This window comes from Klebsiella sp. K5-204 (assembly GCF_030128585.1).
GTDB lineage: Bacteria > Pseudomonadota > Gammaproteobacteria > Enterobacterales > Enterobacteriaceae > Klebsiella > Klebsiella quasipneumoniae.
Window position 1 is genome coordinate 298,180 of record NZ_JAKUZS010000008.1, and the last position, 23,018, is coordinate 321,197.

At 51.6% G+C, this 23,018-nt stretch carries 16 protein-coding genes, 1 tRNA gene and 2 pseudogenes; 2 read left to right on the forward strand and 17 right to left on the reverse strand.

From position 1 onward, the window contains the following. The 6 genes from MKR05_RS21675 to MKR05_RS21700 all read right to left on the reverse strand — a co-directional run bounded on the left by MKR05_RS21675 (position 1) and on the right by MKR05_RS21700 (position 6,005). Positions 1 to 825, reverse strand: a complete 825-nt coding sequence (locus MKR05_RS21675) for a phosphodiesterase (protein ID WP_023291782.1) — start codon at positions 823 to 825, stop codon at positions 1 to 3. A 10-nt stretch (positions 826 to 835) separates the two neighbouring features. Beyond that, positions 836 to 1,723: a carbohydrate ABC transporter permease gene (locus MKR05_RS21680; RefSeq protein ID WP_248569223.1), complete on the reverse strand. Its 888-nt coding sequence runs from the start codon at positions 1,721 to 1,723 to the stop codon at positions 836 to 838. After that, the gene (locus MKR05_RS21685) at positions 1,713 to 2,597 is read right to left on the reverse strand and encodes a carbohydrate ABC transporter permease (RefSeq protein WP_004146807.1); all 885 of its coding nucleotides are present in this window, start codon (positions 2,595 to 2,597) and stop codon (positions 1,713 to 1,715) included. Before MKR05_RS21685 ends, MKR05_RS21680 begins: the two co-directional genes overlap by 11 nt. A 130-nt stretch (positions 2,598 to 2,727) precedes the next feature. Next, complete coding sequence (locus MKR05_RS21690) at positions 2,728 to 3,747, reverse strand: NAD(P)-dependent alcohol dehydrogenase (RefSeq protein ID WP_284118701.1); 1,020 nt, start codon at positions 3,745 to 3,747, stop codon at positions 2,728 to 2,730. Positions 3,748 to 3,858: 111 nt separating this feature from the next. After that, positions 3,859 to 5,328, reverse strand: a complete 1,470-nt coding sequence (locus MKR05_RS21695) for a SulP family inorganic anion transporter (protein WP_044525228.1) — start codon at positions 5,326 to 5,328, stop codon at positions 3,859 to 3,861. Next, positions 5,325 to 6,005 carry a carbonic anhydrase gene (locus MKR05_RS21700; RefSeq protein ID WP_072422304.1) on the reverse strand — a complete coding sequence of 227 codons (681 nt, stop codon included), beginning with the start codon at positions 6,003 to 6,005 and terminating at the stop codon, positions 5,325 to 5,327. The genes MKR05_RS21695 and MKR05_RS21700 overlap by 4 nt, the downstream gene beginning before the upstream one ends. A gap of 591 nt (positions 6,006 to 6,596) precedes the next feature. Here MKR05_RS21700 and MKR05_RS21705 point away from each other — a divergent pair. Beyond that, positions 6,597 to 6,681 (forward strand) — tRNA-Leu (locus MKR05_RS21705). Between the two features lie 207 nt (positions 6,682 to 6,888). Further along, positions 6,889 to 8,120, forward strand: a pseudogene (locus tag MKR05_RS21710) (tyrosine-type recombinase/integrase). A 76-nt stretch (positions 8,121 to 8,196) separates the two neighbouring features. Here the strand turns inward: MKR05_RS21710 and MKR05_RS21715 are convergent. The 11 genes and pseudogenes from MKR05_RS21715 to MKR05_RS21765 form a co-directional block, all read right to left on the reverse strand. Then, on the reverse strand, positions 8,197 to 9,462 hold the full coding sequence (locus tag MKR05_RS21715; RefSeq protein ID WP_248569224.1) for a nucleotide-binding protein: 1,266 nt from the start codon (positions 9,460 to 9,462) through the stop codon (positions 8,197 to 8,199). Positions 9,463 to 9,509: 47 nt separating this feature from the next. Then, complete coding sequence (locus MKR05_RS21720) at positions 9,510 to 10,214, reverse strand: hypothetical protein (RefSeq protein ID WP_248569225.1); 705 nt, start codon at positions 10,212 to 10,214, stop codon at positions 9,510 to 9,512. A gap of 367 nt (positions 10,215 to 10,581) precedes the next feature. Then, entirely contained in the window at positions 10,582 to 11,145 is a 564-nt protein-coding gene (locus tag MKR05_RS21725) for a phage polarity suppression protein (protein ID WP_238875428.1), read from the reverse strand. A 44-nt stretch (positions 11,146 to 11,189) separates the two neighbouring features. Then, positions 11,190 to 11,390 carry an ogr/Delta-like zinc finger family protein gene (locus MKR05_RS21730; protein ID WP_395035643.1) on the reverse strand — a complete coding sequence of 67 codons (201 nt, stop codon included), beginning with the start codon at positions 11,388 to 11,390 and terminating at the stop codon, positions 11,190 to 11,192. A gap of 2 nt (positions 11,391 to 11,392) precedes the next feature. Next, positions 11,393 to 11,929, reverse strand: a pseudogene (locus MKR05_RS21735) (capsid protein); the annotation flags it as partial. A 172-nt stretch (positions 11,930 to 12,101) separates the two neighbouring features. Continuing rightward, complete coding sequence (locus MKR05_RS21740) at positions 12,102 to 12,407, reverse strand: hypothetical protein (RefSeq protein WP_238875421.1); 306 nt, start codon at positions 12,405 to 12,407, stop codon at positions 12,102 to 12,104. 50 nt (positions 12,408 to 12,457) lie between these two features. Beyond that, positions 12,458 to 13,786, reverse strand: coding sequence for an McrC family protein (locus MKR05_RS21745; protein ID WP_060592089.1), 1,329 nt, complete (start codon positions 13,784 to 13,786; stop codon positions 12,458 to 12,460). Further along, complete coding sequence (locus MKR05_RS21750) at positions 13,783 to 15,765, reverse strand: AAA family ATPase (protein WP_284118698.1); 1,983 nt, start codon at positions 15,763 to 15,765, stop codon at positions 13,783 to 13,785. The genes MKR05_RS21745 and MKR05_RS21750 overlap by 4 nt, the downstream gene beginning before the upstream one ends. Positions 15,766 to 15,793: 28 nt before the next feature. Further along, positions 15,794 to 19,042, reverse strand: a complete 3,249-nt coding sequence (locus MKR05_RS21755; protein ID WP_238875439.1) for a type I restriction endonuclease subunit R — start codon at positions 19,040 to 19,042, stop codon at positions 15,794 to 15,796. Then, complete coding sequence (locus MKR05_RS21760; RefSeq protein WP_072422298.1) at positions 19,039 to 20,370, reverse strand: restriction endonuclease subunit S; 1,332 nt, start codon at positions 20,368 to 20,370, stop codon at positions 19,039 to 19,041. The genes MKR05_RS21755 and MKR05_RS21760 overlap by 4 nt, the downstream gene beginning before the upstream one ends. Next, a complete protein-coding gene (locus tag MKR05_RS21765; protein ID WP_072422335.1) occupies positions 20,370 to 22,730 on the reverse strand; it encodes a class I SAM-dependent DNA methyltransferase in 2,361 nt (786 codons plus the stop codon). Before MKR05_RS21765 ends, MKR05_RS21760 begins: the two co-directional genes overlap by 1 nt. Positions 22,731 to 23,018: the final 288 nt, after the last annotated feature.

The following is a 23,018-nucleotide window of genomic DNA, read 5'->3' on the forward strand; positions in this document are numbered from 1 at the left end:
TTAGCGCTCTTCCGTTGGGCAACTGATGTTTTCGTCGTACAGCCACGGCCCGGCGTAGTGGGCCAGCGAGTGCTGGTAGCTGACCCACTGCTCGCCGACCTGGCGGTGCATCAGGCACGAGGCCGGAGAAAGGTCGTAATAGGGCCGGGTGTCTTCGTGGCAGTACGGCACCTGATGGACGGTGCCGGGGATAGTGGAGATCAGCGCCTGGCGATACTGGGTCATGGTCAGGCTGTGGTTGTGGCCGCAGAAGATGCGCGTCAGCGACGGGAAACGCTCCACCAGCGCCAGCAGACGGTGGCCGTTTTCGCAGGCGATCGGGTCCATCTGCGCATTGCCCAGCGGCAGCGGCGGGTGGTGCATAAACACCGTTGCCGGTTTGTCGCCGCCCTCGAACAGCTGGGCTTCCAGCCAGCCGATGGTCTCGTCGGTCAGCCAGCCCTTCGAGGTGCCGGCGCGGCTGGAATCGATAAACAGCAGGCGGGTGGCGAAGTCATCCACCGCATAGCGCATATTTTGCGCATCGTTGCCCAGCTGCGGGCACAGCGGGTGGAGATGCTCCAGAAAATGGGCTTTGTCGTCGTGGTTGCCGGGGATCAGATACAGCGGATAGTTCAGGCTGCCGAGGATCTGGCGGGCCACCTGATACTCCGCCGGGCGGCCGCAGTTGACGATATCCCCGCTCACCACCACCGCGTCCGGGCGCTCGCGCAGCGCGTTAAGCTGGGAGACCACGTCGGCGTTGGCGGCATTGACGTCGATAAAGCCGTACAGCTTTTCGCCGCGGCTGCGGAAATGGGTATCGGAAATGTGCGCTAACAGCATGAATCACTCCTTATTTGATCCCGGAAAAGCCGAAGCTCCGCAGGAACTGTTTCTGAAAAAGGATGAACGCCAGCATCAGCGGCAGGCAGACCATCAGCGTTCCGGCGCCGATGGTGCCCCACTGGCCGCCGGATTCGGCGCCCATGGCGAAGGAGACCAGCCCGACGGTCAGCACCTGCTTATCGGGATCGTTGAGCATCATCAGCGGCCACAGGTATTCGTTCCAGTGGTAGGTAATGCTGACGGTGGCGAAGGCCAGCACCGACGGCCAGGACATCGGCAGCAGCACGCGGAACAGCACCTGCCACCAGCGGCAGCCCTCCATCAGCGCCGCCTCCTCCAGCTCTTTCGGAATGGCGAGGAACGCCTGACGCATCAGGAACACGCCGAACGCCGAGGTGAAGTAGGGCATCATCACCCCGGTGAGGGTGTTGAGCAGGCCGAAGGTTTTCAGGGTCAGCATGTTCGGCACCATCATCACTACCGGCATGATCATCAGTTGGACGAGGAACAGGAGAAACAGCGTCTGCTTGCCGCGAAACTCGTGGCAGGCGAAGACGTACCCGGCGGTGGTGATGGTCAACAGCTGCACGAAGAAGGTGCCGAAGGTGAAGATAAGGGTGTTGGCGTACAGGCTCAGCCAGTCGGCGCTGTTCCAGGCGTCGCGGAAGTTATCGAGGGTCAGCGGCAGGCGCGGCAGCAGCGAGGCCATATCTTCCCCGAAGGTGGTGGCGCTGAACGAGGTGGCCAGCATCCAGATAAACGGGCTGACCCACAGCAGCGCCAGGCAGCACATTAATACCGTCAGCGTAAAGGGCGACGAGCGGCGCAGGCGCAGCCACAGCTGATGGGCGGCGGCGGGCGTGCGGACCAGCAGCGGCGAGATGTCAGCGCTCATAGTGGGCTCCTTTCTCCAGCAGTTTCAGGTTAATCAGCGAGAAGGCGAACAGCCCGGCCAGGGTCAGGAAGGTGGCGGCGGAGGCTTTGCCAAGGTCGTGGGTATCCCAGGCGAGGTTCTGGATGTAATAGAGCAGCACGGTGGTGGCGTTGTCCGGCCCGCCGCGGGTCATCACCGCCACGTGGTCGATCTGGGTGATGGAGTAGATCAGCGCGGTGGTGATCACAAAGCTCAGCGTCGGGCGCAGCAGCGGTAGCGTGACCTTAAAAAAGACCTGCGTGCGGGTAGCCCCTTCCATCAGCGCCGCTTCCCGCGTCGAGGCCGGAATGCTCTGCAGCCCGGCGAGGAAAAACAGCATGTAGTAGCCGGCGAACTTCCACACGCCGATCAGCGCCAGGGCCAGCAGCGCGCTGTTGCTGCGCCCCAGCCAGTTGTTGTTCATCGGCCCGAACAGCTTCGCCAGATAGTGGTCGAGCAGGCCGAGGCCGGGCATAAAGATAAACAGCCACAGCGCGGCGGCGCTGACCATCGGGATGATCATCGGGAAGAAGAAGGCGGTGCGCAGCCAGCGGTTGACGCGATGGTTCTCGCTCAGGGCGACTGCCAGCAGCAGGGCGAGGGTCACCCCGGGCACCACCGTCAGCAGGATATAGAGCAGGTTATTGCCCAGCGACTGCCAGAAGACGTTATCGGCAAACAGGCGGGCGAAATTATCCAGCCCGACGTACTGCGCGCCGTCGCTGGCCATGCGGGTATCAAACAGGCTGTCATACACCGAACGCCCCAGCGGGAACCAGGTAAACAGCAGTAAAAACAGCAGGGAAGGCGACAGGATCAGCCAGGGAAGCCAGGTCTTTCTCATGGTGACGCGCATCTCGTTCAGCCATTTATCGAAGCCCGGATTGTGGGAAGCAATGACTACAGAGGCATGGCGGGGAGATGACGGTTTGATGAAGCGACGGGGAAAACGCCGGGCGAGTGGGCCGCCCGGCGGGAGAGAACCATCAGAAGTCGGCTTTCAGCACCGCGCGGTAGCGGGCTTTGCCTTCGCGAACGTGCTTCAGCGCTTCGTTAATCTGCGACATCGGGAACAGCTCGGTGGTTGGGGCCACCTTGCTGCGCCCGGCGAACTTCATCAGCGTGCGCAGTTCGGACGGGTTACCGGTCGCCGAGCCGGAGATGCTGCGGTCGCCGCCGATAAGGGTAAAGGCCGGCACCGGGAACGGCTTCATTACCGCGCCGACGGTGTGGAAGTTGCCGCCGTACGCCAGCGCTTCAAAGTACGGCTGCCAGTCGAGGTCGACGGCGACGGTGTTGATAATCAGGTCGAACTGGCCGGCCAGCGCTTTTAAGGCTTCAGGATCGCGGCTGTTGACCACGCGATCGGCGCCCATCGCCCGCACTTCCTGCTCTTTGGCCGGGTTGGAGCTGAAGGCGGTCACTTCCGCGCCCATCGCCCGCAGCAGCTTAATGGCGATATGGCCGAGACCGCCGATGCCGATCACCCCGACGCGGCTGGTGGCGGTGACGTGGTGGTTCAGCAGCGGTTTAAAGACGGTGATGCCGCCGCACAGCATCGGGCCGGCGGACGCCAGATCGATGCTCTCCGGCAGGGGGATCACCCACTGCCAGTCGGCGCGCAGCTTATTGGCGAAGCCGCCGCGGTTGAGAATGGTCGGCACCGAGCCTTCCAGGCAGTTGATCTGGTTGCCGCTGATGCAGGCGTCGCAATGGCCGCAGCTGCGCGCCGTCCAGCCGATGCCGACTTTCTGGCCAATCTTCAGCCCCTTATCCTGCGCCGCGCTGCCCAGCGCCGCCACCCGGCCAATCACCTCGTGACCGGCCACCAGCGGGTAGCTCGACATCCCCCATTCGTTGTCGATCATCGACAGATCCGAATGGCAGATCCCGCAGTATTCCACCTCAACTTCGACATCTTCCGGCTGCAGCTCGCCGGCATCGTATTCCCACAGCGACAGATCGGCGCCCGCTTCTTTGGCGGCGTAGCTTTTAATGATGCTCATGTTTATTTCCTTGGGGTTGGCGTGATAACCCAGAAAGTGTAGAGCATGGCATTCCACGGCGCTTGGCAATCGGAGGGGTAGCGAAGCGGGCGGACCAGCCGCCCGTTAAGGTCAGCGGCTGGCCAGCGGCCACTGATTAAGGCGGATGCCGCGCTGCGGGGCGTTCTCGGCAAAATCATCCAGCACCGCCTGCACGTCCGGGTCGAGATAGCCGACGCTGTCGTGCTCGACGATCACCACGCTCTTTTCCGGAATTTTCGCCAGCAGGGCCAGCAGATGCGGATTGTGCATAAAGGTCAGATTCTGCTGGATGCGCAGCACGTAGTGGTCATCGTAGCGCGCCAGCTGCAGCGAGTGGCGATGGCTGCGCCAGAGGCTGAACGCCATCTGGGTGGCAAGACCAATCCCGATCCCCGCCAGCATGCCGAAGGCGATAATCCCGCCGATGGTGGCGAGGAAGGGGACGTACTGCGCCGCCCCCTGGCGGAACTGCTCGATGAACAGCCGCGGCGTCGCCAGCTTATAGCCGGTATAGAGCAGCACGGCGGCGAGGCTGGCGAGCGGGATCAGGGTCAGCAGGCCGCTAAACCACAGGCCGCAGATCAACAGCAGCACGCCGTGGATAAAGATCGACAGTTTGCTCTGCGCGCCGTTGCTGACGTTCACCGAGCTGCGGACGATCACCGCGGTGATCGGCATCGCCCCCAGCACGCCGGAGAGCAGGTTGCCGACGCCCTGGGCGACCATTTCGCGGTTCGGCGAAGGGGGCGGATTTTGCGGGCGCAGCTTTTTCAGCGCCTCCTGGCTGAGCAGGGTTTCGAGGCTGGCGACCAGCGCCAGGGTCACCGCCACCACCCACACCGACGGATTGCGCCACGCGCTCCACGCCGGAGACTCCAGCTCGCCCAGCAGGTCGCCGAGGCTGCCGAACGCCGGCAGGGTAATACGCGGCAGGGCGGCCAGCTGCTGCGGCGCAAAATGGGTCAGCAGCAGGGTGGTCACGCAGCCGAGCAGGACGGCGATCAGCGGCCCGGGGATCCAGCGCAGGCTCTTCACCCGGCGGATAAGCGGCGAGCCCCAGAGCCAGAGCACCAGCAGGCCGCCCGCGGCGACGGCAATCGCAGTGACGGAGAAAGCGGCATTGCCCTGAACCACATCGGCAAGCCCGGTCTCTTCCGCCGTGCCGAGCGCGACGGGGATCTGCTGCATAATCAGCAGGATGCCGATCGCCGCCAGCATGCCTTTGATGACGCTGGCGGGAACCAGCGAGATAAAACGCCCGGCCCGCAGAATGCCGAACAGCAGCTGCAGCACGCCGGCCAGCACCAGCGCCATCAGGAAGACGGAGAAGGAACCCAGGGATTCAATGGCGGCGACGACGATGGTGACCAGTCCGGCGGCGGGGCCGCTGACGGCGAAGCGGGAGGGGCTGAGGGCGGTGACGACCAGGCCGCCGATGATGCCGGTCAGCAGGCCAACGAAGGGCGGTAAGCCGCTGGCCTGGGCGATGCCGAGGCACAGCGGCAGGGCGACAAGGAAGACGACGATGCCGGCGAGAGAGTCCTGACGAAGTGTGTTCATGGGGCGTGCTCCTGCGGTGAGAGGTGTTCGACGAGGGTGGTTAAATGGCCGGAAGCCAGATCGTAGACGCAGCCGTGCAGGCTGAGCGGCCGCCCGCTGGCGAGCACCGTCTGCACCGGTTCACTCTCCAGCAGACGGGCGAACTGGGCGCGAACGTTGGCTTCCACCAGGGCGTCCAGCGCGTGGCGAGAGGGCTCCGCATCGGTGCTGGCGCTGGCGCTGGCGCCGGAGGAGGCCGCAACACCACTTCCATCGGCGATCTGCGCAATTTCGTGATGCAGGGTGTGGCGCAACTGGCCGATGCGGCGAGCCAGCGCCGAGGATTCCTGCGCCAGCGGCAGGGTGGGCAGAGAGAGCGCCGCCTGCACGCCGCCGCAGCCGTAGTGGCCGCAGAGCACCACCCGCTCCACCTCAAGGTAGTGGAGGGCATACTGCAGGACGCTCATGACGTTGTCGTCGGCGGGATCGAGCATGTTGGCGATATTGCGGTGGACAAAGAGCTCGCCGGGCTGGCTGCCGGTGAGCACCTCGGCGGGAACGCGGCTGTCTGAGCAGCCGATCCACAGCGAGTGGGGCCGCTGCCCGTCGACCCATTTTTCGAAATAGTCCGGGTCATGCTGACACTTCTGCAGCGCCCAGCTGCGGTTGCGGGCCAGCAAGGGTTTTAACGTCGTCACAAGTATTCTCCTGAGTTAATTCATCGAGTGAATATGTCCATCAAGACTCGTACAGCGACTAGTAAAAATAGTGTTTACCGGAACCCTTCACGCCTGAGGAAAATCCTGGAATAAACGGCAAAAAGAAAACTTTTCATTAATGTAAAGTTATAAAAATATTGATGAAATTAATATGTTACTGCGGGGCGGATGAATAACAAAAAGGCATTGGTTAAAACTTTCTGGAATATATGGGAATGGTGGCGGGTGGGGTTGGGGGAATAGTTGGGGAGTGGATAGGGGGATTTGTTTGGGGAGAGATGAATTGTGATGGGGATGCGAGTGAGAGTGAGGTGAGAAAAATTTGAGATAAGTTTGAGTGGGGTTTGGGAGATCAAGGGGGAAAGGGGAGTGGCTGGCAGGTGGGGTTGGGGTCGCGGGAGGGGGCGATGAGGTTTGTAGGTGGCATTGGTGCCCTGGAATGGCGGTAAAAAGTGACGCCGCGCAGGATAGCGCTGTTTTTTTCAACACTTAGCGCAATGGCGACACGCTGTCGCTTGCATGACCGCCGCCGACAGGTATAATCCAGAACGTTTCCGCATCCCCTTCAGTGCCGAAGTGGCGAAATCGGTAGACGCAGTTGATTCAAAATCAACCGTAGAAATACGTGCCGGTTCGAGTCCGGCCTTCGGCACCATTAGTACTTCCAAGACTATCCGAGAAAGTCTAATTATCCCTTAAAAATCAATGATTGCAGCGATTTTTACGTCCTGAGTGGTCCGAGGTTGTCCGTTGAAATCCGGATGTCATTGGGGGCATTTTAACTTCGATTAGAAATGTGTCCCAAGTAAAGCTCAACGCCAGACAGGTCGAAACCGCAAAACCAAAAGACAAAAACTACAAAATGGCCGATGGCGGTGGGTGTATCTCGAGGTTTCGGCCAAGGGTTCTAAATACTGGCGCATGAAATACAGACGCCCTTCAAACAAAAAAGAAGATCGCCTTGCTTTTGGTGTTTGGCCTACTGTGACGCTTGCTCAGGCAAGAGCCAAGCGCGACGAAGCTAAAAAGCTGTTAGTACAGGGCATTGACCCAAAAGCCGAACAGAAAGAAGCTCAGGCTGAGAATTCGGGTGCATATACTTTCGAAACCATTGCTCGCGAATGGCATGCCAGTAACAAGCGCTGGAGTGAAGACCATCGATCGCGCATTCTTAGCTATCTTGAGCTTTATATCTTCTCTTATATCGGTTCGTCCGATATTCGCCAGCTCAAAACCAGCCACCTGTTAGCTCCGATTAAAAAAGTTGATGCCAGCGGTAAACACGATGTTGCTCAGCGCCTGCAACAGCGCATCACGGCCATAATGCGTTACGCCGTACAGAATGATTACATCGACTCAAATCCAGCCAGTGATATGGCCGGTGCGTTATCGACAACCAAAGCGCGACATTACCCTGCTTTATCCTCCAGCCGGTTCCCTGAGTTTCTTGCTCGTCTTGATGCATATCGTGGCCGCATAATGACACGGATTGCGGTTGAGATTTCCTTATTAACTTTTGTGCGTTCAAGTGAGTTGCGTTTTGCTCGATGGGAAGAATTTGATTTTGATAAATCGCTGTGGCGTGTGCCTGCAAAACGAGAGGAAATTAAATGCGTACGTTAGTCGTATCGTGGAATGAAAATGAAAGAGGAGCATATCGTTCCGCTTAGCCGACAGGTGATGATTTTGTTAGACCAGTTAAAGCAGATTAGTGGTGATAAGGAGCTGCTTTTTCCAGGGGATCACGCTGCAACTATGGTCATGAGTGAAAACACGGTAAATAGTGCGTTGCGTGCCATGGGATATGACACGAAAACAGAGGCTTGCGGGCATGGATTTAGGACGATGGCGCGTGGTGCGCTCGGTGAGTCAGGGTGATGGAACGATGATGCTATAGAGCGACAATTGAGCCATTCAGAGCGAAATAACGTACGTGCAGCTTATATTCATACATCTGAGCATTTGGATGAACGTCGTATGATGGTGCAATGGTGGTCAGATTACCTTGATGCAAATAAATCGAGCGAAGTGAGTCCATACGATTATGCTAAAAAAAAAGGGAGTAAACTATTAAGAGTTTATTTTTTTAGTTAATGTGAGTATATTGAAGCATCAATGGTCAAACGATGCCTTAATATACTCACTGTTTTTATTTCTATTCTTCTGTCATTTAATCTTCTAAATTTTTGAGTGTTTCGCCTAAGGCATCATGTGGTAAAGTACTTGTATCTGATATGTATTTTATTTCTACCTGTTGAAATCGACTACGCCAATTATCAATTGTCCTAGGTGTTTTGGTTTTCCAGTTAATGTCATTGGTGAAATATTTAATATCATTGTCATCTAAATATGCCAGCCATATCCCTCCTTCTGAAGAGAGCATTATTATCCCTTCCATATAGGTATACATTCCTCTAACGCCGCCATAAAAAACTTTGGCCTCAAAAGTATCTAGATTTTCGCCTTCACCGATACCTTCCATTCTCTTTTTAAAATCAAAATAATATGAGCCTAAAACATTGTATATTCTTTGTAAGTCAAGTTCGTTTAAAAATCCAAGTTCAAAAAGGTTGTCACTGGACCATTGGAATTCACCACTAAATATTACGCCCATACCTCTATGGCTTGAACAATCAGCTGTTTCATCTATAGATAGAAATTTTTTCCCATCAACTATGTTGCGTCTGAAACTGATTTCACCATATTCACCATTCTGGTTTTGTATTTTTGCATACGCCATATCTCTTGAGACAAAGACAGCTTGTGATGTTACTTTACCAGAATGAGAACCACTATAAACTGATATGTCAAATAAAAAACCAGCTGAGGATGTTTCTCTTATGAATAAATGTCCTCCATAGCTTCTATTATGATTGTAATTAATCCATTCGCCCCACCATACAGGGGCACTTGAACCGCTTTGTAACGAACCGACGCTTGAGTCTTTCAGTGCATATTTTAAAGCATGTTCAAGTCTGCCTTGTAATATACCTCTTACTTCAGACTTGGTATCATCTTCTGGATCGTAACTATAAGTGACAACTCTGCGCCCGCGTAAATCAAAAGGTAATTCTTCTGGCCCACCAAAAAATGTGTTTTGTATAAGAATTATTCTATCCCACCCTAATTGAGAAATAGCGAATCCTAGCTCAATTAAAACATTTGGGTTTGAAGTTTTTTTGCTACTTTCAGAAGCATTAATAATCGAAACGTCTGCTATAAAAACATCTGATGTCGATATTTTTTTAAAAATTGTATCGCTTATTGATGGCGAGCCAGGGGTTCCAGCAGTATCTCGATCCAGCACAGGTTCAACGGTTTCACTTGCATCTTTTTTTATCGCAGATAAAGCTTTTTTTAAAGCGCCCTCAATTATATTTCTATTCGATTTTGACGGTAAATCGGATTGCCAAGAGTAGAATATTATTCTTTTCATTTTAACTCCTCAATATTAATGTTCTGATTGAATTGATGGTTATAGTATTACCAGTTTACCATTGGCTCTGTTTTTTTCATCTCATCGAGTTCTGTTTGACATCTAAGAAGAAGAACGCTACGGGTGTCAATTTTAAATTTCTCAAACTTACTTTTACTAATTTCATCTATATAGAATAAAGCCTTGCCATTGTTGCATTGTCTCAAGATGAATTTGTCTTGGTATCGTCCAACTACAACTTTTTCATCATCTGTTTGCCAAATTCCACCAGGGAAAAAACTATGGTAATTAAGTCCGAAGAAATAGGAGAAGCTAAGGAAGGCTAGGACTGCCAACATACATGGCTTAGCATTCAATGAGTAATATACAGTTTCTTGCTTAACAGCTTTTGGAATTAAGAATAACAAGCATATAAAAAGAATATGACTAGTGCCAAGATTTATTACAGCCATGACATTTAAGGGCTGGTGATGGCTTAAAACAGCAATTCTTATGAATTTTGTGATAAGTGCTACAGCAACAAATAAAATAAAAAATTTGGAGGGGATGCGTATAAATAGAGTTAGTGTGATAAGCGTTATTATTACAACTGATAGTTTAAGTAAGGTGTTAATGACCTCATTTGTATCTAAATAAATATAATATGACGGATAGCCAAAAAACATAGCTTCGCCACTTTTGAAAGCATAAACTGAAATGAACATCATTATTGAAAGGATTGTGGCTGCTGAGATCTCATTTTTAATTTTCATGATTACCCTGTAATTTAATATTTAATCATCTCTAATGATGAAAATTTAAGATTCATCATTTTGTTGTTTAAATTTCGAATCAACTCAATGTAATTGTATTACAAGTGTTATAAGGCTACATCATTTATGATTGAAAGGTCATCAATTTCTAATAATGCTTCTGATATTGGCGCGCAATGCTCTCCCCGCCACGCCTGCCCGCTTAAGGGGGCGCTTTTAATGCAGGCGCATGACCGGCCTCAGAGCGCGCCAGTGCTGGCGCTGGCGGGGAATTCAGTGTCGTTAAAACGCATGCAAAACCATGCATCTATGCATGCATGGCTTTTATACGTAAAAATGGAGGGATTTTCGGGGATTTTTAAGCGGACTACTGCACGGCCAGTTCTGCACGGCGGCGGGTGTAATTCAGGTTCTGTGCGGGCGTGAATTTTTCACGGCTATCATCGCGCGAAGCCGCGTGAGGCATAAATCCAATGGCCGTTAAAGCGTCATTATCCTGCGCTGAATAATTAATTTTTTCACCGGCGGCCAGCCAGGCCAGCAGGGCATCGCGCAGACAGTCGAGTGAGTGCTGCATTGCGCAGCGCTGAACGGCGGAGTGTTCCCCGGAATAATTCATCAGCTCAGGGGCAAGGGCGGCGGCCAGCTCCGCGCCGTGCGCCTGCATAAAATCATTCAGACGGTTACGAATGCTGATGGGATGCAACTCCTCATAGGAGCGGATATAACGCCCGGCAGCCTGATTAATTTTCCACTTTTTCACGTCGACAATCTCGCGCAGCGTTTGCAGGCTCCGGTCGCTGTGGCCGCTACGGACAAGCTGTTCGCGGTATGCCTGTTCGGCCTGCGTCAGTTCATCCCTGCGTTGCAGCCAGGCGGATTTGTTTGTCTGACAGGCCTCAAAGGTTTTCTGTAGCATCAGTGTGGTCACGTTTGTTTCTCCTGATGACTGGCCGTGCTTACACACCGGCACGGTTAACGGTGGCTGCCGGTGCGGGTACAGAGATGACTGGCTCTGTCGCCGGTGAACGAAAACCCCGTCGATGGATTCAAGCGTGTGGAACGTGGCCGAGCATTCGATGTCCTGCACTGGTGATAGCGCTGTTCGACGTTATCGGACATATACCGACTGGTGCAGGAATGCGCGCTGGTTTTGCAGAACGGACAGTGAAACATGCTTACATCTCCGCTTTTGTCTCGCCGTTTTCAGCCAGCTTTCTGGCGAGCATGGTTAACTTGAGCGGGCTGCGTAACAGTTCCGTATCCACGCCGGTAATCTGCGGCCGGTACATGCCCGTCACGGACAACACCGGCTCCTGCGTCATATCGAAGTGATACAGGCTGCCCTGACGGCTCAGCGCATCGCGCAGCTCGACGGTGGCCACGGACTGCGGGGCGCTTTTACCCTTCATTTCGATGGCATAAATGCGCAGCAGGAAAGCGCGAATGAGGGAGACGGGTACCGCATTGACAGCCTGAGTCCATTGCGTACCGGCGTAAGCGATAAAGGCATCTTCATGCGCTGACAGGTATTTATTAGCGCCGGAGCAGGCATTCAGCATGGCGCGTGTCAGGTCGGTCTCAAGCTCCGCAATCCGGCCGGTGAACTCGTCGGCCAGCTCGCGACTGGCGATACGCCGGCTGTGCTCAGCTTTCATTTTAGGAGTGAGACTGCCGCGCAGGGTGCGGAAACGACTGCGCCAGCCATGCTCCGCCCTCCGCTAATAGACAACATCGTCCTGGGTTGGAGTCAAAACGCATCCCTGAGCTACTTAACAATAATGCGGCGGTATGTGACTTAAATGGGTGAGTTGAGGAAAGATAGGTCTGTGGTGGAGGGAATGATTGAGAAGGCTTTAAAAAATCACCATCCAGCGGTAAAGATGGCTATTTATTGCCAGGATTCAGCGCGTTTTTTAAAGTGATATATTTCATTGCAGCCAATAAATAGGAGGCTTTGAAAGTCACATCCTGGTAGTCTTTAGCTAACATGCTTCCATTTTCTTCAAACCGCTCAACAAATGCTGCGACTTCTTTGGGGCCAATACGGCTGGTATTATCTTTTCCATTTCGAACAAACAGCTTTTGTTCTTCAACGTACAGCGTAAAAGGTACCTTTCTTGACTCAGTGTACAGCTCAACTGGCTGGGAAAAAGACTCCAACATTAAATGGTAAAAATCTCTATAAATCATAATGATTGCTTCCTTGGCTATAAGCTTTCAATAAATTACCGATTATTTGGTTAATCGCTATGAGCCGTTACTGCCTCTTCACAGGGAAAACAGTGGAAAGAAGTTTGCCACTCACCTTTCACTAATTTACCCGTTTCAAGATCAAAGGGTACACACCATAGAGACAAATCTTCATCGAAACGGAACACCGGCAATGATGTGGCAAAGTACTGATGACGCGGATAAATGAGCATCATATTTCCTTTCCCGCGAAGATACTTTTGTCCATAGGCGAACATTTGGTACAAGTCAGGCTGGCTGATTTCATACTTTCTCTGCCTATCATCAGCTCTGCTATCTAAAAGTTTCCATTTAGCATCCAGAACCACCGTCTGCCTGCCAGTGATAAGAAAGTCTGGTTTAAGCAAGAACCATCGTTGAGAAGACATTTCACCAACAGGTACATGCTCCAACAAGTACTGGCTCTTGGTTTGTTCTATGAGCCGGTGATCGTGATGCAATGCCCCAGCCAGACCGCATCCTACCCAGCCCTCATATAACTTCTCCATAGGAAATAACAAAGAGATTCCCTGATGCGATCCAAATTGAAAATCTGGATTCATCTGTTCAAGAATGAGCTGGCACCACGGTTTTATAGCGCGATATCCGAAGAGATATTTACCATCGCTCCATTGCCTCATTAGTTGTGTTGTACTGCCACAGATAGGCAATATGTCTTCCAGTTGATGGCTTAGAGAATTTGCCTGCCTCCAGCTCTGCCCTTGCCTGGCCATTTTAAGCGCCCAATCCAAAGCCGTCCGTAGCAGACGGTTCTCGATGCGCTGAGGGGAGAACTCGGCATAGCGCACATGAAAACGAGTGCCTCTGCCCGGAGGCATTCTCATTTGCGCAGTGACATTCAATTGACCGCGGATGAACGTACTATGTTCATCCTCATTGAGGTGATAATCGAAACGAAGTCCTTTGCGTACTAAATCAGCAAGATGCCGCAAAAACTCACTGATTATCCATTCATGTAGAGGCTGATCGCTACGTTGCAATGCAGCCTGATTTGCCTCACGAGGCGTAATCCCTAAAGAGGCGCTTAGCATTCGGCGTAAAAGTTGACGCAGAGGGACTACCTCAGCTGGAGCTTCAAGTGTAGTTTTAGGCAGAATTTCAATTGACTCGCCATTCGGGGATTGTAGATAACCGACGTAGTTTCCCAAACGCAAAAACCGCTTCCCTTCCCGGCTGAGAATTTGCGAAGAACCACGCCACTTGTGTTGCAATTGCTCAAGCCAGGAAAAGGTTGCCTCAGAAACTATTCCCAAATCCATACTGGCTGGTTGAGAGTTATCACAAGTCAGCAGAGCATATTCCCGGACTTGGATCATCATGCCACAATACCCTGATAAGCTTCGGCCGACGCGAAAGCATGTTGATTGATACGAAAGCGTCTGTCAGACAAACTATCCGCGATATCTTTCGGGAATAGTGCAGAAAGTGATGGTAGTTGTGCTGACTGCTGTAACAGAATAAAACGATTTTCTTTCGATTTTACCGAGTCATTAAGCACCCAACCGATACGCTCATAATCATCAAAGAAATACTCTCTCAGCAAGGGAATGATTTTGTCATGGAAGATGCTGGCCAGGCAGGCTTCGCGGTCGGCGTTATTGTCTAATTTCTTTAGTGGCATAAAGTAAGCATGACCAATCATATGCTCACTATCCAGTAGCGCTTCGATACGCTGATTAATACGCCTTAGCAACTGTGCGGCATCAACGCCATACGCAGTGATCCCTGCTAACAACTCCGGTCTTGCAGGCATTTCTGTAAAGCTAAAACGGCGTCTTAACGCCAGATCCATCTGAATTAACGACTTATCAGCAGTATTCATAGTGCCAATCACATAGACATTTTTAGGCACGGAAAACAGCTGTTTAGAATAAGGTAATACTAAAGTGCGGGCATCTTCGGCACCCTGTCGCTTATCGGGTTCCAGCAGAGTAATTAATTCACCAAAAATGCGGGCAATATTACCGCGATTTATTTCATCGATGATGAGCACGTGCGGCAATGCTTGATTATCAGTTGTTTCAACCGGAGCCAGTAGTTGAGACAGTTTTTCCCTGTCAATTGTGGTATCCCTCAACTCATATAATGTCATCTGTGAAAGTGCTTTTAAAAAAAGCTGTTCTTTCGGTAAGCTCGGCGAATAGATTCGTAGCCAGTTGACCTTACGCATTTGATGATAGCCAACGCGTTCATCATTAGGTAAAAATTGATAATCGCCAGCGATCTCGGCAATGGCTCTAAATTTATGGTTGCCATCGGAAATAATAACTATATCACCATTTTGCATGATGTTTTTAAACATATTGACCGCAGTCAGCATGTATTCACTTCGCTCAACCAGACTATCACTTGCTTCATCGATGCGCAGTCGGATATCAGCAGCTGTCGTGCAGCCACTAAAATCAAGATTATCACCCCAACCTAATAGAATATAATTATTCACAAGGCATTCATCAAAAATATAATCTTCTCCGTCAAGCGTATTCCCGAGAGACATTTTCCAAATCCGTCGCCCATTCAAGGACAATGATTGGTTTGAACTACCACGTGTTTTAACTTCAGCATTCAGGCACAGCTGTTTAAAAATACCATCCACTACTTCGTAGCGAAGCGCACCCGATGTTTCATCAGTGGTCGCGCGGATCCCTTCGATAAAATCTTCATAGGAGAAGCTCTGGTGGAAGGTGGTAAACATAATGCGCTGCTTTTCTACTAACGACTTATAGCGTTCTTTTACCAACTCCCGTAAGTCATTGCTATGATGTTCGCGCGTAGCCTGTTGGTACCACGCATTATCGGCGATTTTTACCGCCATTTCGGTCGTAGAGTAGGTTTTACCTGTGCCGGGGGGCCCGTAGAGAATTTGGTTTAAGGGATACATTAATGATTGTTCCTTATTTTCGTTGTCTCTTATTAGTCCGGTTTGGGGAGTTATAGCTGGTTGGCCTCCCAGCAAAGTTACCAGCGCCTGTAACGCTTCAACTGACTCAACATCAGCCGCGAAACCATATTGGGATGTACCGTTATCTTTCGGATAACGGCGGTAGCTGGTGCTTTTTACTTTTTCCCAAAGGCAGTGGATACCCGAAATACGATCGATTTCCGCTTTTAAGGCCAGGGTTTCTGGTGCAAGAACCAATGGGCTCTTGTTAACCACACCGTCCTGACGGCGTTTGACATACAGATACTTTCCATTCCCGAGCGCATGCTCAGAAGCATAGCTTGGCTCGAATTTTCCAGACTCAAGACGATAACCCAATTCATTCAACGCCTGGTATATCTCTAGAGAATTCAGCATTTCCTACACCACTCCTTGATGAAAAGCGTTAAGCCCCTTTCAACATATCAAACACCACCCGAGCAAAGCCCTTGGCCAGTTCAGGGTTAGAGAGATATTGCACCATCATCTCCTGCTGGGCCTCATTGCTGTCCATCACGGCATCATCAATGGCTTTTGGGAAATCGCCCAGCATCGCCTGCTCGCGCGTATTGTTAGCAATCTGGGTCATCACCGCCTGGTTTTCTGACAGCTTGTCGCGCACCGCAAAGGCATAGTTGATCATGTCTTTATCGGTGAGATTATCGGTGACAAACAGCTCATTAAGGCGCGCCAGGATATTCGACAGAAACTCTTCTTTCTTGTCCTTTGGCTTCGCGGTACCTACATCATTACCCGGTTTGATTTTGTATTCCGCCGCATCTTCCTGCAGCTTCAGGTGTTGCTCGTGGAGTTTTGACAAACGGTAATGGCTCATCTCCACGTTGCTTAAATCAATCTCATCTTCTTCGATACGCTGTTCATGCAGCAACGGACGCAGATGACGGGCAAACAGGCTCAGCTTTTCCAGGTCTTTGTCGTCGTAATCGACAATTTGCGACATAAACTCGTAAAAGCGGACAAAGCTACCGAGATCCTTCTTGAAGATATCCAGCTTACTTTTTTCTTTCTCGCAGTCCTTAAAGGTATTTTCCGCATTGGTGATCAGCACAACGTCGCCGGTCTTCTTCGTGCGTTCAAACATCTCTTTGGCCAGCACATAAGCATCAATCGCCGAGGTGTAGCGATGCTTCCAGCGCTCCACCGCAGGTTTGCAAATATTGCTAATAGCCGCGTTGGATTTATTTTTGCTGAAGAACGCCTCGCAGAACTGCTCCACTTCGTTCCACAGGAAAATGCCGCTGGTACGCAGTTTTTCATAAAGCTCAAAGACCAACTGCGGATCGCTGACATCAGTCAGTTCCGCGGTCTGGTAGTACGGCTGGAAAGCCCCCAAAATCTCGTCGGGTTCGTTGTAGAAATCGAGCACAAAGGTGCCGGACTGCGCCTTCCCTGGATAGGTACGGTTCAGGCGAGACAGGGTCTGCACACACTCCACACCGCCCAGCTTTTTATCCACATACATGGCGCACAGCTTGGGCTGGTCAAAACCGGTCTGGAATTTGTTAGCCACCAGCATTACCTGGTAGTCGTCGGTATCAAACGCTTTACGCATATCCCGGCCCTTCAGTCCGGGGTTCATATTGATCTCGGTGAACTTCTGGTTAAGCAGCGCAAGGCTGTTGTGGTCATCTTCGTGGAATTCCACTTCCCCGGAGAACGCCACCATGGCGCTGATCTTGTCGTACTTTTGCTCGGCGATGTATTTATCGAACGCCAGCTTGTAGCGCACCGCCGCTTTACGTGAACTGGTCACCACCATCGCTTTCGCCTGGCCAGCCAGCAAGTGCATCACATGCTTGCGGAAATGCTCAATAATCACCTTCACTTTCTGCGACACGTTATGATCGTGCAGCGAGACCCACTGGTTCAGTTTGATCTTCGCTTTCTTGCTGTCCACTTCCCGGTCAGGATCCTCCAGCTTTTGCAGCAGTTTGTACGCCACCTTGTAGTTGGTATAGTTCTTCAGCACATCAAGAATAAAGCCTTCTTCGATGGCCTGGCGCATGGAGTAAACGTGGAACGCTTCCGGTTTGTTCGTTTTCGATGCGGGTTCCTGCGGATTCGGGCGACGGCCAAACAGCTCCAGCGTTTTGGCTTTTGGCGTGGCGGTGAAGGCGTAATAGTTGAGGTTGTTGCTGCCTTTACGCGCGGCGACGGTGGCGTCCAGAATATCTTCTGAAGACATCTCCACATCGTCATCCGTTTCTTCGGTCATCAGCACTTCTTTCAGCTGACGCGCGGTAGAGCCGCTCTGCGAGGAGTGCGCTTCATCGGCGATCACCGCGTATTTGCGCTGCTTGAGGCTGACGCTGTTTTCAATCGCCTTCAGGACGAACGGGAAGGTCTGAATAGTGACGATGATAATCGGCTGCGAGTTTTCCAGCGCGCTGGCCAGTTTCTCCGATTTTGAACCGTCGCCTTCTTTGTTATTGATACGCCCGACCACGCCATCCTGATGTTCAAACTGATAGATGGTGTCCTGGAGCTGATCGTCAAGTACGGTTCGGTCCGTCACCACAATCACCGAGTGGAACTGCTTCTCGCCATTTTCGTCGTACAGGCGGGAAAGCTGATGTGCCGTCCAGGCGATAGAGTTGGATTTGCCCGACCCCGCGCTATGCTGAATCAGGTATTTATTGCCGGTCCCTTCCACCGTAGCGGCAGTGATCAGTTTGTTCACCACGTCCCACTGATGATAGCGCGGGAAAATCAGGCTCTCGCTTTTGTACTTCAGGCCAATGGCATCTTCTTTTTCTACGATTTGCAGATGCACAAAACTGGCGAGAATTTTCAGCAGATTGTCCGGCAGCAGCACCTCATTCCACAGATAGCTGGTGGCGTAGTCATTGGCCTCTTCCGGGATATCATTCCCCGCGCCGCCGTCATGGGTGCCTTTGTTAAACGGCAGGAAGAAGGTTTTATCGCCCTCGAGTTTGGTCGCCATAAACACTTCGTACTGGCTGACGGCAAAGTGCACCAGCGCGCCGCGTTTAAAGGTCAGCAGTGGCTCGGGTTTATTGGTGCCAGGATCTTTTGGCAAACGCGTTTTCTTATATTGCGTAATGGCGTTTTGCACCGTCTGCTTAAATTCAGACTTCAGTTCCAGCGTCGCTACCGGCAGGCCATTGACGAACAATACCAGGTCGATACGCCATTTCTTTGCCTTGGTACCCGTTTCTTCAAATGCGGCGTTCGACGCATGCGGGCTGTAAACCAGCTCCGGCACGATACGGCAGATATTCTGTTTATAGCGAGTCAGGGTTTCCGGATTGAGGTTATGTTCCGGCTTAAACTGGCACAGGGAAAAACGCGCGTTATGGCTTTTGATACCATGACGCAGTACGCCGAGCGTGCCGTAAGTGCGCGAAAGCATATCGGTGGCGTTGATATCCGCTTTTTTGAGCTGCGCCACCAGCGTATCGAGGAAATGACGCTCGGTATCGGTGGGGTAAATTTTGGCAAACTTCTCCCACTCCTGCGGCTGGGTGGTTTGTACAAAGGTTAGCGCATCCTGGGAATACAGCGCACGTTCGCGATCGTAGCCGTCCGTTTTGCCACGAACCCAGCCTTTTGCTTCCATCTGAGTGATTATCTCATTTTGGAAGATCAGCTCTTTGGTGCTGTCCATGCTCATGCGGTGGCCTCCTGTGATGCCTCAACATCCTGCGTGTCGGGGGCAACCCAATCGCGGACGTCGATCTTTCCGGTGACGGCAGCGGAGATCAGGGCGGTGCGGCGTTCTTGGAGTAAAGTTAACTTTTCAGTAAGATGGGCAGTAAGTGATTCAACTGAATCCAATGTTTGATGGATAAATTTTGATATTTCCTCTCTCTCGTTTTCCGGTGGCCAAGCAAGAATAAAGTTTTTGATGGTATCAACATTCACATGAGGAGAGGTCGACCCTATACAGTCTTGCTGAGCCTGAGTATAAGTAGAAGACGAGTTTAGTGCCCACATCAAATATCCAGGTGTGGATTTGGCTCTAAACAGCATAACACGCTGTGCTAAACACACTTTCACCCCCTCTGGAATGGGAGCTCCAATACCAAACCGTTCACCTTCACGGGAATAAATTATATCCCCAGCTTTTGGAATTAATCTAAAATTCCTCTCATCGTAAACAGGCTCTGTGACTCGGCGGCAATTTTCCAAGTCTAAGTATCCAGCCAAAATATCAGCTGTTCGGATTGCTGGATACTCACCCTCATCTGTGTAGTTAGGAGTTGAGTGAGGGCAATCAACTATATTGCGGCATTCATATTTTAACCGTGTAACACCCCAATGCTGCGGAATTTCCCCCAACCACTCAACACCAGAATCTATCATCGGCACATCAGGGTTTAGCCCTTTGGTGACGGCATGACTAATCACTGCCTGACGTTTTTCTTTCAGCAGTTCGATCAGTAGCTGTTGCTTCTCGATCAGGTTATCGATTTTTGCGGTTTCGTGATCGAGGAAACATGCAATTGCATTACTCTCATCATCTGCCAATTCAGGGATAAGGATATTCTTCATTTCAGAAGAGTTTGTACTCCAAAGATCGGCAACAATGCCTTTACCATAGCGGTAAAATTCTTCCTGGAACGGATAACTGCGGAGTAAATGGTGAGCAAATTTAGGGTTTATCCTTTTAGGCTCCATTACTATGCTAATTAATGAAACGGACCCATTAAGCTGAGACACCCCCGACGAGCCCTTCCTATCTGAACGGCTATTAATAACAAAGTCATTTTTCAAAACCAGCTTACGATTATCCCCTGCATCTGTTTTAGCTGCAGTATCAATTTGGGGGACAATACCCTGCATAGTTACAGATAAAGGAGGATAGTCTTTATCACTAACCTTATCTCTTCTTTCCTCAAAAAGTTGACCAAGCCGCTTAATATTCCAGTGAGAGGGTACCATCCCCAACCACTCAACCCCAGAATCCTTATACTCCGGATACGCCTTATACTTAGCCATCAGGAATGTACCTCCTGCAGCAGCTTCATAATCTCGGCACTGACCGCATCCAGGTCGGCATCAATCTCTTCCAGTGGGCGCGGCGGCTGATAGACATAGAAATGGCGATTAAACGGAATCTCATAACCGACAATCCCCACCTCGCCATCTTTTGCATCGCGCTTATCGGCGTTGATCCACGCGTCATTCACATGCGGCAACACTTCGGCTTTGAAGTAGTTTTCAATCAGGTCGCTGGTGGACACTGCCGGGTTCAGCGGCACGTTCTCGTTATCGCGCAGGTCGCCGTCCTGTTCAAACTCAACAACCTTGCCTTTGTATTCAAACGCACCGTACAGGGGCTGAGCGGCTTCTTTCAGCACCTTCTTCACCACCGGCTCGGCATCCGGGTTTTTCGTGGTGATAGCGTCGATAAACTGCTTGTTCTCTTTCGTATCCAGCTTCACGCCAGCGGTTTTGATGGCTCCTTTCAGGGTCAGCTGGAACTGGTTGAAGTCATTACTCACCAGCGTTTTGCCACCCGCCTGCGTACCCAGCGCCGTCTGAATCTGCTGCGCTTTTTCCATTAACTCACGCTGCGCCAGCCACAGTTTATTGTCGAGCAGGTCTTTAATCTGCTTCTCTTTCAGCTCGGCAAATTCGGCTTTGATGATGGCGCGCGCTTCGGCTTCCAGTCCGGAGAAATCACCATAAGTGTCATCCTGCCATTGGGACGCGAACTCGTCATACAGGCGTTCCATCGGCGCGTTAAACGGCTTCGGTGCAAAGCGCAGGGTCGCAATCGCCTCATCCGTTACCTGAGCGGATAAACGCAGCGGGCGTTCAATGGTCAGGCGACGATAGCCAAAGTCGGTACTGTTGAAGATTTTGCTGGCGAAGGTTTTCGGCGCTTCGGTTTTGGCGGTGGCAGGCTGGCGACCGCGGCTGGATTTTTGCTCGGCGGCTTTTTCCAGACCAAGCTCTTCCAGGATTGTGGCATCCACTACCTCAAAATCACCGAAGGTCTGGGTGATCAGTTTGATATCGTCTTCGCCCATCAGGTTACGCTTGGACCCCAGTGATTTACGCATCTTGCCGCACAGGTTGGTGCCATCAATCAGCTGCACTTTGCCTTTGCGCTCAGGCGTTTTCTTGTTGGAGAGGATCCAGACGTAGGTGGCAATGCCGGTGTTGTAGAACATGTCCGTTGGTAGCGCGACAATGCCTTCCAGCAAATCGGCTTCCAGAATGTAGCGCCGGATTTCGCTCTCACCGCTGCCTGCACCACCGGTAAACAGTGGAGATCCGTTAAGGATAATCCCGATACGCCCGCCGTTGCTCACGGTGCCATCCACATTGTGGCTGTCGCGCATTTTGCTGATCAGGTGCATCAGGAACAGCAGCGAGCCGTCGGAAACACGCGGCAGGCCCGGGCCAAAGCGACCGTTAAAGCCTTTTTGCGTATGTTCGTCGTTAATCTCGCCCTCAATCTTTTTCCAGTCCACGCCAAACGGCGGGTTAGAGAGCATATAGTCGAACTGGTCCTGCGGTAACTGGTCGTTCGAGAGGGTGTTCCCCAGCTTAATGCGGCTGACATCCTGACCTTTGATCAGCATGTCGGCTTTACAGATAGCGTAGGATTCAGGGTTCAGCTCCTGGCCAAAAGCACGCATCACCGCATTAGGGTTCAGTTCGTGCACATATTCCATGCCTGAAGAGAGGAAACCGCCGGTTCCGGCCGTCGGGTCGTAAATGGTGCGGATGATACCGGGCTGCGTCAGGGCTTCATCATCTTCCATAAACACCAGCGAGGTGGTCAGACGCACGATATCGCGGGGGGTGAAGTGCTCACCGGCGGTCTCGTTGGAGCTTTCCGCAAAACGACGGATAAGCTCTTCAAACACCAGGCCCATTTCATAGTTGGAAATCGCTTTCGGGCTGAGATCGGTGGTGGCGAATTTCTTCACCACTTTAAACAGCAGGTTGGCATCTTCCAGCAGGCCGACGAACTCGCTGAATTTGAAATGTTCAAAAATTTCACGCGCATCCGGGGAGAACGCCTGTACGTAGCTTTCCAGGTTGGCTTTGATGTCGTTCTGCCCCATCTTGCCCAGATCCATCTTCGAAGTATTGAAGAAGGAAAGCCCGCTGGCGCGCAGCAGAAACTTCTCTTTGGCATCTTCCGGCAGTTGGCTGGTTTTTAATTCATCATATTTCGCCACCACCGCATCTTTGGTTTCAGCCAACACACACTCAAGACGACGCAGCAGCGTGAAGGGCAGGATCACGCGCCCGTACTGAGACTGTTTGAAATCACCGCGCAGCAGATCGGCCACCGACCAGATAAATGCAGCCGTTTGAGAAAAGTTAGTGTTAGTCATGAAGCCCTCGGAAGAGATTGCGGCCATGGAGCAAAGTGCTCCGGCAAAAAACCGTTTTGGAACGTAGTACGCAAAATAATACCTGCTACAGGGACTATCGCAACCGGAAAGGGACAAAGAAATGACCCGTATCAGGAGGGCAATTCCTATCCTCATTTATTGCATCAGAGATATGACAAACAGCATATTAAAAATTGAGAATACCCGTTCAGTAGCCGTCGATATGTAAAGTGGCACGCCATGTTTAGCGATACAAACAATTCTTGCGATCCCCCTCGCATCGTGGAC